The sequence below is a fragment of the Mycolicibacterium flavescens genome, assembly GCF_001722335.1.
Taxonomy (GTDB): Bacteria; Actinomycetota; Actinomycetes; order Mycobacteriales; family Mycobacteriaceae; genus Mycobacterium; species Mycobacterium flavescens.
On record NZ_MIHA01000004.1, the window covers coordinates 168,945 to 182,237 of the forward strand.

Consider the following 13,293-nt stretch of genomic DNA (forward strand, 5'->3'; position numbering starts at 1 on the left):
TCACTCGGACCTCTCGATCAGCGGTCCGCCGGGCGCGGTGAGCGGGTTCGGCGTGAACCGGATGTCGGGCACCATCGTGTTCGGGTCGCGGCCCCACGCCTGTTCGAGTGCGCGCAACGCACCCGAGAACCGGGTGCCGGCCAGGAACGAGTTGTCGATGGTGCTCAGCGTCAGGTCGAAGGTCGGCGAGAGGTTGATGTAGTCGCCGCGGACGAACTTGCCGACCTCGTCGGCGGTGAACGGCAGCGTCAGCAGGATCTCCAGCGCACCCGGCAGATGCGGGGCGGCCCGGCCCAGTTCCTTGAGCGGGCGCTGCAGCAGCCGCAGGTTCTCGTGCAGGTCGGCGCGTGCGGCGGCCATCGTGCGACCGGTGACGTCGCTGAACCGGCCGAGCGCTTCGACCGACCCGGTGAACAACTCCCGCTGATCGGCGAAATGCGCCACCAGCGGCGGGAAGTCGGTCAACACCCGGTCGAGGGTGGCGTCGTTGTCGACGACGATGGTTAGTAGCTCGCGCACTTCCTCGATGGCGCGGGCGATCTCGTAGCGCTGCGCGTTGAGCGCGGTGGTGAACGTGTCGAGCTTGCCGATCAGCGACCGGATCCGGTCGGCGTTGCCGGACAGGATGTTGTTCACCTCGGTCGAGATGACCTCGAGGTGTTCGACCCCGCCGCCGCGCAGCACGCTGGCGACGCTGGCCAGGGTGCGCTCGGTGGTCGGATAGGCCGACGAGTGGCTCAGCGGGATCGTGTCACCGTTGCGCAGCGGCTCCGTCGACGGCTCCGGCGGAGCGGCGAGTTCGAGGTGCTGGGTGCCCAACAGGCTGGTCTGGCCGATCCTGGCGGTGGCGTTCTCGGGGTGCTCGCCGAGTCCGGTCCCGTCGTGGAACAGGCGCGCGACGTGTTCTCCTCGATGCACGACACGCTGCCGCAGCTGCTGGCCAACACCACCATCCTGCTCGACATGCTCAAGCGTTACGACAATGGGCTCGAACAGTTCCTGGTGATCCTGCCGCAGGGCGCCTCGGTCGCGCAGACCGTGCTCGCGCCGTTCCCCGGAACAGTCGGGCTGAACTTCAACCTGACCATCAACAACCCGCCCGCGTGCCTGACCGGGTTCTCGCCGCCGGGCGAGTGGCGTTCGCCCGCCGACACCACGACCGCCCCGCTGCCGACCGACGTGCGGTACTGCAAGATCCCCAAGGACGCGCCGAATGTGGTTCGCGGCGCCCGCAACTACCCGTGCGTCGACGTACCGGGCAAGCGCGCGGCCACCCCGACCGAATGCCGCGGCAGCGAACCGTACGTCCCCATGGGCACCAACCCCTGGTACGGCGACCCCAACCAGATCGTCGACTGCCCGGCCCCGGCGGCGCGCTGCACCGTCGCCGTCGAACCGGGCCGGGTGCGCCCCGCCCCCACCATCAACACCGGGGTGAACCCGATGCCGGCCGACCGGCTGCCCCCGACACCGGGCCCGGTCAGCGACCCCCTGACAGCGCCCGGCGCGGGCAGCGTGGAATGCAATGGGCAGCAACCTAACCCGTGCGTGTACCACCCCGCGCCGATACCGACCGCCGGAATCTACTCACCGGCCAGCGGTGAAGTCGTCGGACCCGACGGCGTCACCTACCGGGTGCAGAACTCGGCGCCCGACGCCGACAACGGCTGGAAGCAGATGCTCGCGCCGCAGTAGCGCTCAGCCGACCGGCGCGGGCACCCTCGGGAACCGCAGCATCCGCCGCGCGTTCTCCTCGACGATCAGCGAGCACTCGTCGTCGGGGACTCCGGCCAGCACCTCGGCGGCCCGCTTGCGCGAGTTCGGCCAGTTCGAATCCGAATGCGGGAAGTCGATTTCGAGCGTGATGCGGTCGACGCCGACGGTGTGCCGGTTGGCCAGCCCGTGCTCGTCGTCGATGAAGCAGCCGTAGAAGTGGCGTCGGAACAGGTCCGAGGGCCGGGTGTCGAAATCGATCGGCTGGTAGTAGCGGTGCCGCTCCCAGACGTAGTCGGTGCGCTCGAGAATGTAGGGCACCCAGCCGATCCCGCCCTCGGACAGCGAGAACTGCAGGTCGGGGAACTTCTGCAGCTTGCCCGAGAACAGCAGGTCCACCGTCGTCCACATCAGGTTCGTCGAGAACAGCGCGATGGCGACCGCGAACGGCGCGTCGGGCACCGTCGGGGTGGGCGCCGCGGCCATCGACGAGAACGAGAAGCCGGGCACGTACGAGCCGGACCCGAAGTGCAGTGACACCGGCATCTGCGCATCCGAGCAGACCCGCCACAGGCCGTCCCAGTGGTCGGAGTGAAACGACGGCAGACCCATCGGGACGGGACTGTCCGGAAACGACACCGTGCGCGCGCCCTTGGCCGCGACGCGTTCGGCCTCGGCGACGGTGGCGTCGATGTCCCACACCGGCAGGATGCCCAGCGGCACATAGCGATCGGGGGCGGTTGCGCACCACTCGTCGATGTAGAAGTCGTTCCACGCCTGCACGCACAGCAGCGCGAGCTCCTTGTCCTTGCCGCGGAAGAACGTGCTACCGCCGAATCCGGGGAACGACGGGAAGCACAGCGCGGCCTGCACCCCGTCGAGGTCCATGTCGGCGATCCGCGCGACGGGGTCGTAGCAGCCGGGGATCATCTCCTCGTAGCGCACCGGGTCGGTGCCCCACTCCTGCGGCGGCTTGCCGGCGACGGCGTTGAGCCCGATGGTCGGGAAGATCTCCCCGTCGTAGCTCCACAGATGGCTGCCGTCGCGTTCGACGATGCGCGGCCCGTTTCCCTTGAACTTCTCCGGCAGGCGGTCCTGCCACACCCGGGGGTGTTCGATGAGATGGTCGTCGACGGAGACGATCTGGTGGTGGTCCTGCAGAGGCATGAGTGACTCCTAACGCTGATGGGTAGCCTGAGCGGTATGACGAACGATGCTTCGCAACAGGATTCGACTGCGGCGCGCACCAGGATGAACGAGGACGACCACGACCTTCTGACGTTCGGCGAGGCCGGTGAGCGGCTGCGGCTGGAGATCGCCGACACCCGCGCGCAGGTCGCCGAGCTCACCGACCCCGCGGCGCTGCAGAAGGCACGTGCCCGGCTCGCCGGACTCGAAGCCGCCGCGCAGCGCTACCGCGAACGGGCGCTCACCGACGCCAACTTCGAGAAGTTCTTCGGCTACTCCCCGACCGGTGACGGGAGCTGACCGCGTGACCGTAGCCGAGATGGTCGATCAGTCCTTCCACCGCAACTGAAGCGAGTCGAGTCCGAACACCTGCCCGGCGTGCTCGACGGGTTCTTCGGTGACCCGGTACTCGGGGATGCGCCGGTGCCACTCTTCGAGCATCACGGCCATCTCCTGCCGCGCCAGATGCGAACCGAGGCAGCGGTGCGGTCCGGCGCCGAACGAGATGTGCCGGGTCACACCGCGATCGAGGTCGACGCGGCGCGCGTCGTCGAACATCTGCTCGTCGCGGCCCGCGGCGGCCAGCGGGAACGACGCCATGTCGCCGGCCTTGACCGGGCAGCCGTGAAAATCCATGTCCTGCGTGGCTTTCCGGGCGGTCTGCACAATCGGATAGGCGCGCAGCAGCTCCTCGACCGCGTGCGGAATGATGTCGGGTTCGGCGACGAGGCGGGCCCGGTCCTGCGGGTGGGTGGCCAGGTGCAGCATCGCGTACGACAGCTGGCTGGCGACGGTGTCGAGGCCGGCCATGAACAGCAGCAGAAGGCAGTTGAGCAGGTCGCCGTCGGAGACCGGTTCGCCGTCGATGGTCCAGCCGATCGCCGCGCTGACGATGTCCTGGGCCTCGGGGTCGCGCTCGGCGCGGCGTTGATCGATCAGCGTCTGGAAGTAGGCCACCACCTGCTGCATGCCCTCGAGCCGGATCGCCATCACCTCGTCACCCACACCGGTCTGGTGCAGCATCTTGTCTTCCCACTCGAGGAACTCGTCGAGGCGTTCGACCGGCATGCCCATGATGTTGAGGAAGATGTGCGACGGGAAAACCCGCGCCACCTGCTTGACGAAATCGCATGACCCCTCGGCAGCGATTCGCTCCACCAGATCGGCTGCGAGCCTGCGGTGTTCGTCGCGCAGCCCCTTGACCCGGCCGGGCGAGAAGTACTCGGCCAGCACCTGCCGCCACTTGGCGTGCTGCGGCGGGTCGACCATCACCGGGATCCACTGGTACGGCGGGTTGGGATCGGTCGGCACGATCACGCTGCTCGACCACCACTCCGGATGCTGCAGGCCCTCGAGGATCGCGGCGTAGTCGGTGAACATCCAGTAGCCGTCGGCTTCGGTGTTGCGGAACACCGGACGCATCTCGTCCTGGAGGGCGTCGATGGCGGCGAACCCGGTCAGCGCCAGCCCCGCCAGACTGGTCAACTCGATGGTGCCCACCGGGCACTGCGTCACCCGCGGATCAGCGGTCACGATTGATGTCCTTTCTCCAACTGCTCGGTCAGTCGTTGCGCGGCCGCCGTCGCCGCCGCGGCCGCGGCCTGTAGTTCCCGCGCCTGGGCGAGCACGTCGCCCCCTACCCCGTGGCGCGCTTCGATCGCGGGCACCACGAACCGGCGGAACCGCCGTTTCACTGCGTCCTCGGACCGGTCCACGGCCTCGGCGGCCAGATAGGTCTGCTCGACCAGGAAGTCGACGATGTCGTCGATCTCGATGTCGTCGCGAATCTCGCCGCGGCGCCGCCCTTCTCGGATGACGTCGCCCATGGCGCCGACCGCGGCCTGGTGCACGCGGGCGTCGTTGGCGCTGGTGGAGTGCTGGGCGATCAGCGCCGCGATCGACGCGTCGGTGGGCAGTTCACGCGCGGTGTAGATCAGCGCGGCCTCGATCTTCGCGAACACCTCCGACTCCGTAGCCATCAACTCCTGCACCGCGGCGATGTGGCGCCGGGCGCGCCGCATCGCGACCTGCACGACGACCTCGGAGATGCTGCCCAGCCGACGGAAGGCGGTGGCCCGCGACACTCCAGCCCGTTTGGCGATCGCCTCCATCTGCACTGTGCCCGCCTCGTTTTCGGCGAACTCGTGTTCGGCGGCGGTGATCAGCCGGCTGCGGACGAAGTCGTCGTCCTCGTCGGCGGTGTCGAAGATGCTGACGGTCATGTGATCGCCCCGGCGAACTTCAGCTCGGTCAGCGTCTCATCGTCGAGTCCCAGTTCGCGCAGCACCTCGTCGGTGTGTTCGGCGAATTTCGGCGCGCGGTGCAGGCTGAGCTCGCCGTCGTCGAATTTCACCGGGTTGGCGACCAACTTCTGGGCCTGTCCGCGACAGTCCCGCACCTCGACGATGCGGCCGTTGGCGACCAGCGCCTCGTCGTTGCCGACCTCCCAGCTGTCCTGCACGACGGCCCACGGCCCGGTGCCGTAGTCGAGGAGCCTGGCGCATTCGGCGAGCGGGCGCGAACCGATCGCGGTCTCCACGATTTCGACTGCGGCATCGATGTTCTCGGTGAGGCCCTCCAGCGTCGTGAACCGCTCGTCGAACGCGTACTCGGCGCAACCCATCAGCCGGCAGAACTCCGGCCAGTGCCGGGTCGGCTGGAGCATCGCCAGTTGGATGTAGCGGCCGTCGGCGGTGCGGTAGCTGCCGGTGAGCGGATTGCAGGGCGCCTGGGTCTTGCATTCGAACTTGGGCAACGGGCCGCCGGCCTGCAGCGCCATGTTGACGCTGTACTGGGTGGCCCAGGCGCCGACCGCCAGCAGCGAGATGTCCAGTACCGACGGCTCACCGGTGGTGCGGCGGCCGTAGAGCGCCGCGGCCACGCCGCCGGCGATCGCCATCCCGCCGATGTTGTCGCCGTACCCGCCGGCCGGCATGTAGGCCGACTGTTCGGCACACGACGGGGTCACCCCGTCGGCGCTGCCGCCGCGGGCCCAGAACGCGGTCGCGTCGTAGGCACCGGATTCGCGGTCGGGGCCGGTGGTGCCGAAGCCGCTTCCGGTGACGTAGATGATGTCGGGGTTGATCCGGCGCACCTCGTCGAGATCGATGTGCAGCTTGGCCCGCGCGGTGGGCAGGTAATTGGTCAGGAACACGTCGCTGCGGCGGATCAGTTCGTCGAGTACCGGGCGGGCCTGGGCGACGCCGAGCTCGAGCCCGATGCTGCGTTTACCACGGTTGGGACCCTCGATGACGGGTGCGAACACCGCGCTGTCGACGCCGGTGCCGTGGCCGAGGACGGTGGCCAGCCCGCGCTGACCGTCGCCGGTGATCGGGTTCTCGATCTTGATGACCTCGGCGCCCCAGTCCGCGAGCACGGCGCCCGCCGAGGGAACGAACGTGAACTGCGCGACCTCAAGTACGCGAACTCCAGCCAGTGGACGGTCCATCGCTCGCGAGCACCTCCCAGTCCCATGTGACGCGGTCCACAGTATGCAACTGCGTGGCTGCCAGCGTATCAAAATGAGACGGCAAGTCGAGACCTGGATCACAAGGTCAGGTCACCGCTGCCCCGATCAGACTGCCGACCAGATAGGTGGCCGCGACCGCCACCACGCCGAACGCGAGTTGGCGTAGCGCCGCGAACCAGATCGGCTTCTTGGTGAACCGGGACCCGACGGCGCCGGCCACCAGCAGGCCCAGCCCGCCGCACAGCAGACCCAGCCACAGCAGTTCGGCGCCCAGCAGGAACGGGATCAGCGGGATCACCGCGCCGATCGCGAACGTGACGAACGAGGAACCGGCCGCGACGTACGGCGACGGTTTCTCCCGCGGGTCGATGCCGATCTCCTGGACGAGGTGGAAGTGCAGCGCCTGGTCCGCGTCGCGGTGGATCTCCTGGGCGGCTTGGCGGGCCGTCTCCGGGCGCATCCCCATCTGGATCATCGCGTCGGTGAGTTCGGCTTCCTCGGCCTGGGGATACCGGCTCAGCGCGCGGCGTTCGACGCGGACCTCGGACTCGATCTGTTCGTTGGCCGTCTGCACCGAGGCGAATTCACCCAATGCCATCGAGAACGCCCCGGCGACCAGCCCGGCGAACCCGCCGATCAGCACCGCCTGCGAATCACCCGCGGCGCCGACCCCGGCCACCAGTGCGGTGTTGGACACCAGCCCGTCCATCGCCCCGAACGTGGCCGCCCGCAGCCAGCCGCCGCTGACGTCGCCGTGCCGGTGGTCGAAGTCGTGCGGGCGCCGCGGGTCCGGTTGCGTTCTCATGGCTGCATTCAACTCCCGCCCGGCGCGGCCCGGTCGATAAGGATCGCCTGGGTTTGTGACATCACAGTTTGCGGAGCACCGCCGAGGGTTACCGTCAAACTCATGACCACCACTGCGGAACATCTGCGCAATGCGCTCGACGGCCGTTGGCGCGACGTGAAGAACCGGATGCGAGAAGAACTCTCCAGCGATATCTTTCGACCGCACTACACCCCCAACACCGTCATCGCCCGCACCAAAGTGGCCGAACAGCTCAAGATCATGGCCGCCATGGGCGCCGCCGAGGACGGCTTCGCGAAAGAGCACGGCGGCAACGGCGACGTCGGCGCGGCCGTCACCCAGATCGAGATGCTGGCGATGAGCGACCTGTCGCTGATGGTTAAAGCCGGTGTGCAGTGGGGGCTGTTCGGCGGGGCCATCGAGAACCTCGGCACCGAACGCCACCACCAGAAGTACGTCAAACCCGTCATCGACTGCGAGCTTCTCGGCTGCTACGCGATGACCGAGACCGGCCACGGCAGCAACGTGCAGGCGCTGGAGACCACCGCCACCTACGACCCGGCGACCGAAGAGTTCGTCATCGACTCCCCGACGCCGACCGCGCGCAAGGACTACATCGGCGGGGCCGCCGAAACCGCCCGCATCGCCGCGGTTTTCGCGCAGCTGATCACCCCCGACGGTGAGGGGCACGGCGTGCACTGCGTGCTGGTGCCGATCCGCGACGAGGAGGGCAACGACCTGCCCGGGGTGACGACGTCGGACTGCCACTACAAGGGCGGGCTGCCCGGCGTCGACAACGGCCGGATCCAGTTCGACAAGGTCCGCGTGCCGCGCGAGAACCTGCTCAACAGGTACGGCGACGTCGCCCCCGACGGGACCTACAGCTCACCGATCGAGAGCCCCGGCCGCCGGTTCTTCACCATGCTCGGCACCCTGGTCCGCGGCCGGGTCACCGTCGGCGGCAGCGCGGCGGCCGCGGCTCGCGTGGCACTCGACATCGCGACGCGATATGGCCTGCAGCGCAGGCAGTTCGAGGCACCGGGCGAGGACCGCGAAGTCGTCATCATGGACTACCTCGTGCACCAGCGCCGGTTGCTGCCGCTGATCGCCGAATCGTATGCGCTGCAGTTCGCGCAGAACGAACTCGTCGCCAAGTGCCACGATCTGCAGAGCGCCGAGGATCCCGACCCCGAGGAGCAGCGCGAACTCGAGGCCCGCGCGGCGGGTCTGAAGGCCGCCAACACCTGGCACGCCACCCGCGCGATCCAGGAGGCGCGCGAGGCGTGCGGCGGCGCGGGCTACATGGCCGAGAACCGGCTGATCGCGCTGAAGGCCGACACCGACGTGTTCACCACGTTCGAGGGCGACAACCACGTGCTGACGCAGTTGGTGGCCAAGCAGTTGCTGACCGCCTACGCCGACGACGTCAAGAGCATGAGCCCGGTGGAGTGGGTGCGGTTCGCGGCCAACTTCGCCGGCGAGCGGGTGCTCAAACGCACTGCGGCCGAGACGATCATCCAGACGATCCTCGACACCCGCCAGGACAACGAGGAGGAGGGCAGCCTCTTCAACCGCGGCACCCAGGTCCAGATGTTCGAGGACCGCGAAGAGTACATGCTTTCCACGGTGGCGCGCCGGTTGCAGGGCAAGTCGAAGGAGATGAGCGAGTTCGACGCGTTCAACGCGGTGCAGGACCACGTGCTGCACTGCGCCGCAGCCCACATCGACCGGGTGATCCTCGAAGCGTTCGTCGCCGGTATCGACGCGTGCCCCGACGAGGAGGCCCGCAAGATCCTCAACATGGTCTGCGACCTGTACGCGCTGTCGGTGATCGAGAAGGACAAGGCGTGGTTCATCGAGCACAGGTTCATCTCGACCGAGCGCGCCAAGGCCGTCACCCGGGGCATCAACGAGCGGTGTCGCACCCTGCGGCCGTACGCCGAGTTGCTGGTCGACGGATTCGGGATCCCCGAGTCGCTGCGCTACGCCGAGATGCTGCACCCCGAGCACATCCCGGACGCCGACGAGCACACCGAGCAGGACGCGATCAGCTCGGGCACCATCGAGCCGAAGTGAGGACGGCCCGCCCGGTGCGGGCGGGCCGACTCCCTACCTCTCGTCAGCCGGCGGCCAGTTCCTTCTTGCCGTACACCTGCTCCATCAGCGCGGTGTCGCCGTGGATCCGGACGGTGGCGGTCTTGCCGTCGCGGATCGTGTAGACATCCGCGTCACGGCTGGTGTGGCCGTCCACCGAGATCTCTGTGAGCGCGACGACGGTGTCGCCCTCGGCGATCATTTCCAGAACCCGAATGGTGGGCGACTTCTGCGCGATCCGGCCCATGTACTCCATCAGCTCGGTCTTGCCGTGGAAGGTGCCGCTGACGACGCTGTCGCCGGGCTGCACCCATTCGACGTCATCGGCGAACAGTCCCATCACGGTTTCGATGTCGCCGGCCGCGAACGCCTCGTAGCCCCGCTGAACGAGCTGCTTGTTCTCCTGCTCGGACATGGTCTTTTCCCTTCGTGCGTATCCGGTAATTCGGCCGCGAGAGCGTGGCCGGTCGTGGGAGTCGCACGGGGTGGTGCGGCTCCCGGATCAGTCGAACCGTTCGCCGCCGCCTCGAATTGTGCGCCGCGCCCCGTCGCCCAGGACCCGTTTGACACAGACACATTGACGTGATTGCCAGCGCAATCGTTTGTCCGAGTTCAGGCCCGGTTGTGAGCCTCGGAACTGCGCAAGATCGGCCCGACCGGGGCATCCCGCCGAGCGAGATCCGGGTGGGCTGGCCGCCAGGGTCATTGAAGCGGTAAGCGACCGTCAGTCTCGGGTCCAGACGCAGTTCCCGCTCAGCTCGACGGTGAACATCCGGGGCGCCACCTCCACACGCACCGGCTGACCGGGCTGGCCTTCGACGGTCGCGGGGGCGCTCAGCTCCCCCGGTCCGACCACGTCACGTAGTTGCGCGCGGCACCGCGCCGAGGGGTCGCGGGGCGTCGCGGTCCAGGTGCCCGCCACCATGTCCGGGTTGCGCATGCCCTGGCCGTGCAGCAGCAGCGGCGCTTGCGAACTCACCCACCGGTCGGCCGGCGGTTGCGGCACGGTCACCGGCTGCCATGCGCCGCCGCGGCACACCGACGGGGCGTCGGCATCAGGTGTGCGCGTCATCGCACCCTCGAGATCGCTTGTGCAGCCGCTGCTTTGGGAGACTGGTTGCGCACATGCCATCGGCGCACCCGCCAGCGCGACGAGCACCGCGAGCACAGCGGCTCTCAACACGTCACACCTTGGTCAGGTCGGTACGCATCAGCATCACGTTGTAGTCCGACCACAGCGACAGGTTCCAGTACAGATCGGTGCCGGTGCCCAGGGTCGACGGCGACCACGGGTGCATCATCGGCGCGTAGATGCCGCCGCTCTGCTGTGCCATCAGCACTTTGGCGCTCGACCACTTGCCCTGCGGGGTGTCCGCCGTGCGCATCACGATGTTGTTGAACTGGTCCCCGTGCAGCACCACGTACTTGCCCAGCGCCTGGTTGTACTGCACCGACATTTCGCTGACCTGGTTGCCGGGGTTGGCGACACCGCAGGCGCCCTTGTCCACCCCGAAGACCGCGGTGGCCGCGGCGGGATTGTTCTTCTTCCAGCCGGCCGGGGTGGCGCCGAAGCCGAAGAAGCCGCGACTGCCCGCGCTCCAGTACTCGTACTTGCTGAGGTCGAGGATCTCCTGCTCCTGCACCCGCGCCAGGTGCGCGGCGCCCTGCCGGCCGTTGGGTGTGCCGTACACGTAGACGTATCCGTCGCCGGGCCGCACGAACGCCATCTGCTGGAAGTTCTGGTTACCGCTCCACGGCTGGTTGTAGCGGACGGTCTGCGGCGCGACATGGAAGGTCTCGCCGTTGTCGTCGGAGTAGGCGATGGCCGAGTAGTTCGTCGTCCACGATCCCGGCGCACCCCATTGCGTCACCGACATGAAGCTCACGTACTGCCGGACGTGGAATTCGGATTCCTCGCGGGGCACCGAGATGCCGGCGGTGGGGATCAGCGTGATACCGGCGGGAAGCCCCTCGGCGAAAATGACCTGACGGGCACGGTTCGGATACCCGTCGGGTCCCAGCGGCGCGCCGCCGAACATGTTGCCGGTGTACCACTGCCCGTCGGGTATCTCCATGCCGTTGAAGAGGTCCCGATCCGAGCTGCGGAAAATCGTGTTGGACCGCCAGTCGATCGACATGTTCCCGTCGGCGAACGTGTCACCGACGGCGATCAGGATCTGGTTCTCGTTGATGTCCGGAGTGCTCGGATCGTCGGGAATCCCGTTGTCCCACATGATTCCGAGGTCGGTGCCGCCGACGGTGTACCGGGTCGAGGTGTCGGCGATCAGGTCCGTGTACCCGGTCTGCGCGTCGTTCGGGTACTTGTAGTTGCCGGTCACCCAGGCGACGAACTGCGTCGACGGGCTGACCTGCGGGTTGGGGAACGGCGAGTACAGCGGTGTGTTTGGGGCCGCCGCGAGCGCGAGCGCCGTCATCGGTTGCTGCGTCGCCGGCGTATTGCTGCGACCGGTCAGCGCCGCGAAGAAGTTCTCGAACTCGCGGCGGGCGAAGGCCAGCAGACCCCAGATCAGCGGAGGCTGCGCGGGGGTCGACGGGGCCATCCCGGCGAACGGGTTGAGGATCCAGTTGATCGTGCTGGACACGACATTGGTGACCGCGGTGAAGAGGTTCGGCAGCGACGGCGTCGCGGCGGCCGGCGCGCTGATCGGCTGGCTGGTGGTCAGCAGCGGCGACGCTTCGGGCGCGGCCAGCGAGCGGGCGTCGGCGAACACCGCGACCCTGGCCGGTTTCTGGACGGTGGCGGCCGGATCGGACAGCGACTGCGCGCGGGTCGTGGACTCGGTGGTGGTGACCTGTTGGGTCTTGGCCAGCGGCTTCGGCTCCGCGTCGGTGGCCTGCTTGCTCGGTTCGCGCTTCGGCGTCGGCTCGTCGGTGGGCTTCGGCTCATCGGTGGGCTTCGGCTCATCGGTGGGCTTCGGCTCGTCGGTCGGCGTCGGCTCTTCAGTGGGCGTCGGCTCCTCGGTCGGTTCCGGCTCCTCGGTCGGTTCCGGCTCCTCGGTCGGCTCGTCGGACGGGGCGCTGGTGTTGGTCTGCGCACGGACGGTCACACCGTTGGTGGTCGTCGTCGTCGTCGACGTTGTCTCGTCGGCGTCGTCGTCATCCACCGGGGCGTCATCGCCGGCGGTGGTGTCGCTCGTGGTGGCGGTGCCGGTGGTGTCGCCGGCGGTCGACGACTGCTCGGCGTTGGTGGACTCGGACTGCGAATCCGTCGTGTCGGCGACGGCGATGCCGTGTCCGGTGGCGATCGCGGTTCCGACGCCGAGCGCGACGGCCAGACCGCCGACGCGACCGACGTAGTGTGCTGCTCCCATGTGTTCCTCCCGCAGGCCGTCCCCAACCAGTCGAATTGCCATTAGACAGCACCTTCAGGAGCAATACAGCAAAAGGGACGACCGTCGCAGGAACCACAGCTGTCGCTACAGTCGCCGACCTCATGGGGAGTTCGACGTCAATATCGTCGGCCGGGCAACGTTCGTTACGGGAGGATGCCTGCGTCGTGCAGCGCCTGGCTGTAGAGGTCCATCGCTTCGCCGAGCCCGTCGTTGACCCAGGCCTCGACCATGCCGACGCGGTCGGCGACAAATTGTACGCGGGTGACCCATTGCTCGAAGTCGGGCGCGCGGCGCAGCGCGTCGATCTGGTCCTGCGAGCCCTGGATCAAGATGAAGCCGCCGAGCTCGGTGCTCTGCGGGCGCAGGATCGCGGTGTCGAAACGTTCGATGCGACCCTCGTCGCGGAGTTCGTCGAGGTAGCCCGTCGTGGTCTCCTTGAGGAGCTCGAGAGCTTGCGGTTCGCGTCCACGCGCGGGTAAGCCCCACGCGATCCAGATTCCTGCGTCGGCCATCGCCCCATCATGCTCTGCGATCGCGCGACAGCTCGGCCATCGAGGCCGGAGTGTTGAATACCTGGCTCCCCCGGCTGGACTCGAACCAGCAACCCTTCGGTTAACAGCCGAATGCTCTGCCAATTGAGCTACAGGGGACTGCTCACCCGCGATCTGGCT

Annotated in this window: 13 protein-coding genes and 1 tRNA gene; 3 read left to right on the forward strand and 11 right to left on the reverse strand. The window is 68.1% G+C overall.

The genetic code is table 11. The features are described 5' to 3' along the window. Window positions 1-918 (reverse strand): MCE family protein, encoded by a 918-nt coding sequence (locus tag BHQ18_RS07055; RefSeq protein WP_372516635.1) that lies wholly within the window; start codon window positions 916-918, stop codon window positions 1-3. On the opposite strand from BHQ18_RS07055, the gene BHQ18_RS30450 reads away from it, so the two are divergent. Next, complete coding sequence (locus BHQ18_RS30450) at window positions 883-1,695, forward strand: hypothetical protein (RefSeq protein WP_372516634.1); 813 nt, start codon at window positions 883-885, stop codon at window positions 1,693-1,695. The two genes, BHQ18_RS07055 and BHQ18_RS30450, sit on opposite strands and share 36 nt — an antisense overlap. Window positions 1,696-1,698: 3 nt before the next feature. Here the strand turns inward: BHQ18_RS30450 and BHQ18_RS07065 are convergent, their stop codons facing one another. Continuing rightward, window positions 1,699-2,880: an amidohydrolase family protein gene (locus tag BHQ18_RS07065; RefSeq protein WP_069412881.1), complete on the reverse strand. Its 1,182-nt coding sequence runs from the start codon at window positions 2,878-2,880 to the stop codon at window positions 1,699-1,701. A 36-nt stretch (window positions 2,881-2,916) separates the two neighbouring features. Here BHQ18_RS07065 and BHQ18_RS07070 point away from each other — a divergent pair, with 36 nt between their 5' ends. Continuing rightward, on the forward strand, window positions 2,917-3,201 hold the full coding sequence (locus BHQ18_RS07070; protein WP_069412882.1) for a hypothetical protein: 285 nt from the start codon (window positions 2,917-2,919) through the stop codon (window positions 3,199-3,201). 27 nt (window positions 3,202-3,228) lie between these two features. On the opposite strand, the gene BHQ18_RS07075 is transcribed toward BHQ18_RS07070, so the two are convergent. The 4 genes from BHQ18_RS07075 to BHQ18_RS07090 all read right to left on the reverse strand — a co-directional run bounded on the left by BHQ18_RS07075 (window position 3,229) and on the right by BHQ18_RS07090 (window position 7,175). Further along, on the reverse strand, window positions 3,229-4,401 hold the full coding sequence (locus BHQ18_RS07075; protein WP_234794110.1) for a cytochrome P450: 1,173 nt from the start codon (window positions 4,399-4,401) through the stop codon (window positions 3,229-3,231). Between the two features lie 29 nt (window positions 4,402-4,430). Further along, the gene (locus BHQ18_RS07080) at window positions 4,431-5,123 is read right to left on the reverse strand and encodes a TetR/AcrR family transcriptional regulator (RefSeq protein WP_069412884.1); all 693 of its coding nucleotides are present in this window, start codon (window positions 5,121-5,123) and stop codon (window positions 4,431-4,433) included. Continuing rightward, window positions 5,120-6,349: a CaiB/BaiF CoA transferase family protein gene (locus tag BHQ18_RS07085; protein ID WP_069412885.1), complete on the reverse strand. Its 1,230-nt coding sequence runs from the start codon at window positions 6,347-6,349 to the stop codon at window positions 5,120-5,122. Before BHQ18_RS07085 ends, BHQ18_RS07080 begins: the two co-directional genes overlap by 4 nt. 106 nt (window positions 6,350-6,455) lie before the next feature. Beyond that, entirely contained in the window at window positions 6,456-7,175 is a 720-nt protein-coding gene (locus tag BHQ18_RS07090) for a VIT1/CCC1 transporter family protein (protein WP_069412886.1), read from the reverse strand. 102 nt (window positions 7,176-7,277) lie between these two features. On the opposite strand from BHQ18_RS07090, the gene BHQ18_RS07095 reads away from it, so the two are divergent. Next, complete coding sequence (locus BHQ18_RS07095) at window positions 7,278-9,251, forward strand: acyl-CoA dehydrogenase family protein (protein ID WP_069412887.1); 1,974 nt, start codon at window positions 7,278-7,280, stop codon at window positions 9,249-9,251. A gap of 43 nt (window positions 9,252-9,294) precedes the next feature. On the opposite strand, the gene BHQ18_RS07100 is transcribed toward BHQ18_RS07095, so the two are convergent. From BHQ18_RS07100 to BHQ18_RS07120, 5 genes are all read right to left on the reverse strand, one after another. Next, window positions 9,295-9,684 (reverse strand): nuclear transport factor 2 family protein, encoded by a 390-nt coding sequence (locus BHQ18_RS07100; RefSeq protein ID WP_069412888.1) that lies wholly within the window; start codon window positions 9,682-9,684, stop codon window positions 9,295-9,297. Window positions 9,685-9,993: 309 nt separating this feature from the next. Then, window positions 9,994-10,452, reverse strand: coding sequence for a hypothetical protein (locus BHQ18_RS07105; protein WP_069412889.1), 459 nt, complete (start codon window positions 10,450-10,452; stop codon window positions 9,994-9,996). Between the two features lies 1 nt (window position 10,453). Then, window positions 10,454-12,601, reverse strand: a complete 2,148-nt coding sequence (locus BHQ18_RS07110) for a glycoside hydrolase family 183 protein (RefSeq protein ID WP_069412890.1) — start codon at window positions 12,599-12,601, stop codon at window positions 10,454-10,456. Window positions 12,602-12,765: 164 nt separating this feature from the next. Beyond that, a complete protein-coding gene (locus BHQ18_RS07115) occupies window positions 12,766-13,134 on the reverse strand; it encodes a hypothetical protein (RefSeq protein ID WP_069412891.1) in 369 nt (122 codons plus the stop codon). Window positions 13,135-13,196: 62 nt separating this feature from the next. Beyond that, window positions 13,197-13,272, reverse strand: a tRNA-Asn gene (locus tag BHQ18_RS07120). Window positions 13,273-13,293 lie beyond the last annotated feature (21 nt).

Bases quoted from the DNA above. Each gene is read 5' to 3' on its own strand.
- BHQ18_RS07065 (WP_069412881.1), bottom strand. From the start codon at position 2,880: ATGCCTCTGCAGGACCACCACCAGATCGTCTCCGTCGACGACCATCTC.
- BHQ18_RS07070 (WP_069412882.1), top strand. From the start codon at position 2,917: ATGACGAACGATGCTTCGCAACAGGATTCGACTGCGGCGCGCACCAGG.
- BHQ18_RS07080 (WP_069412884.1), bottom strand. From the start codon at position 5,123: ATGACCGTCAGCATCTTCGACACCGCCGACGAGGACGACGACTTCGTC.
- BHQ18_RS07085 (WP_069412885.1), bottom strand. From the start codon at position 6,349: ATGGACCGTCCACTGGCTGGAGTTCGCGTACTTGAGGTCGCGCAGTTC.
- BHQ18_RS07090 (WP_069412886.1), bottom strand. From the start codon at position 7,175: ATGAGAACGCAACCGGACCCGCGGCGCCCGCACGACTTCGACCACCGG.
- BHQ18_RS07095 (WP_069412887.1), top strand. From the start codon at position 7,278: ATGACCACCACTGCGGAACATCTGCGCAATGCGCTCGACGGCCGTTGG.
- BHQ18_RS07100 (WP_069412888.1), bottom strand. From the start codon at position 9,684: ATGTCCGAGCAGGAGAACAAGCAGCTCGTTCAGCGGGGCTACGAGGCG.
- BHQ18_RS07110 (WP_069412890.1), bottom strand. From the start codon at position 12,601: ATGGGAGCAGCACACTACGTCGGTCGCGTCGGCGGTCTGGCCGTCGCG.
- BHQ18_RS07115 (WP_069412891.1), bottom strand. From the start codon at position 13,134: ATGGCCGACGCAGGAATCTGGATCGCGTGGGGCTTACCCGCGCGTGGA.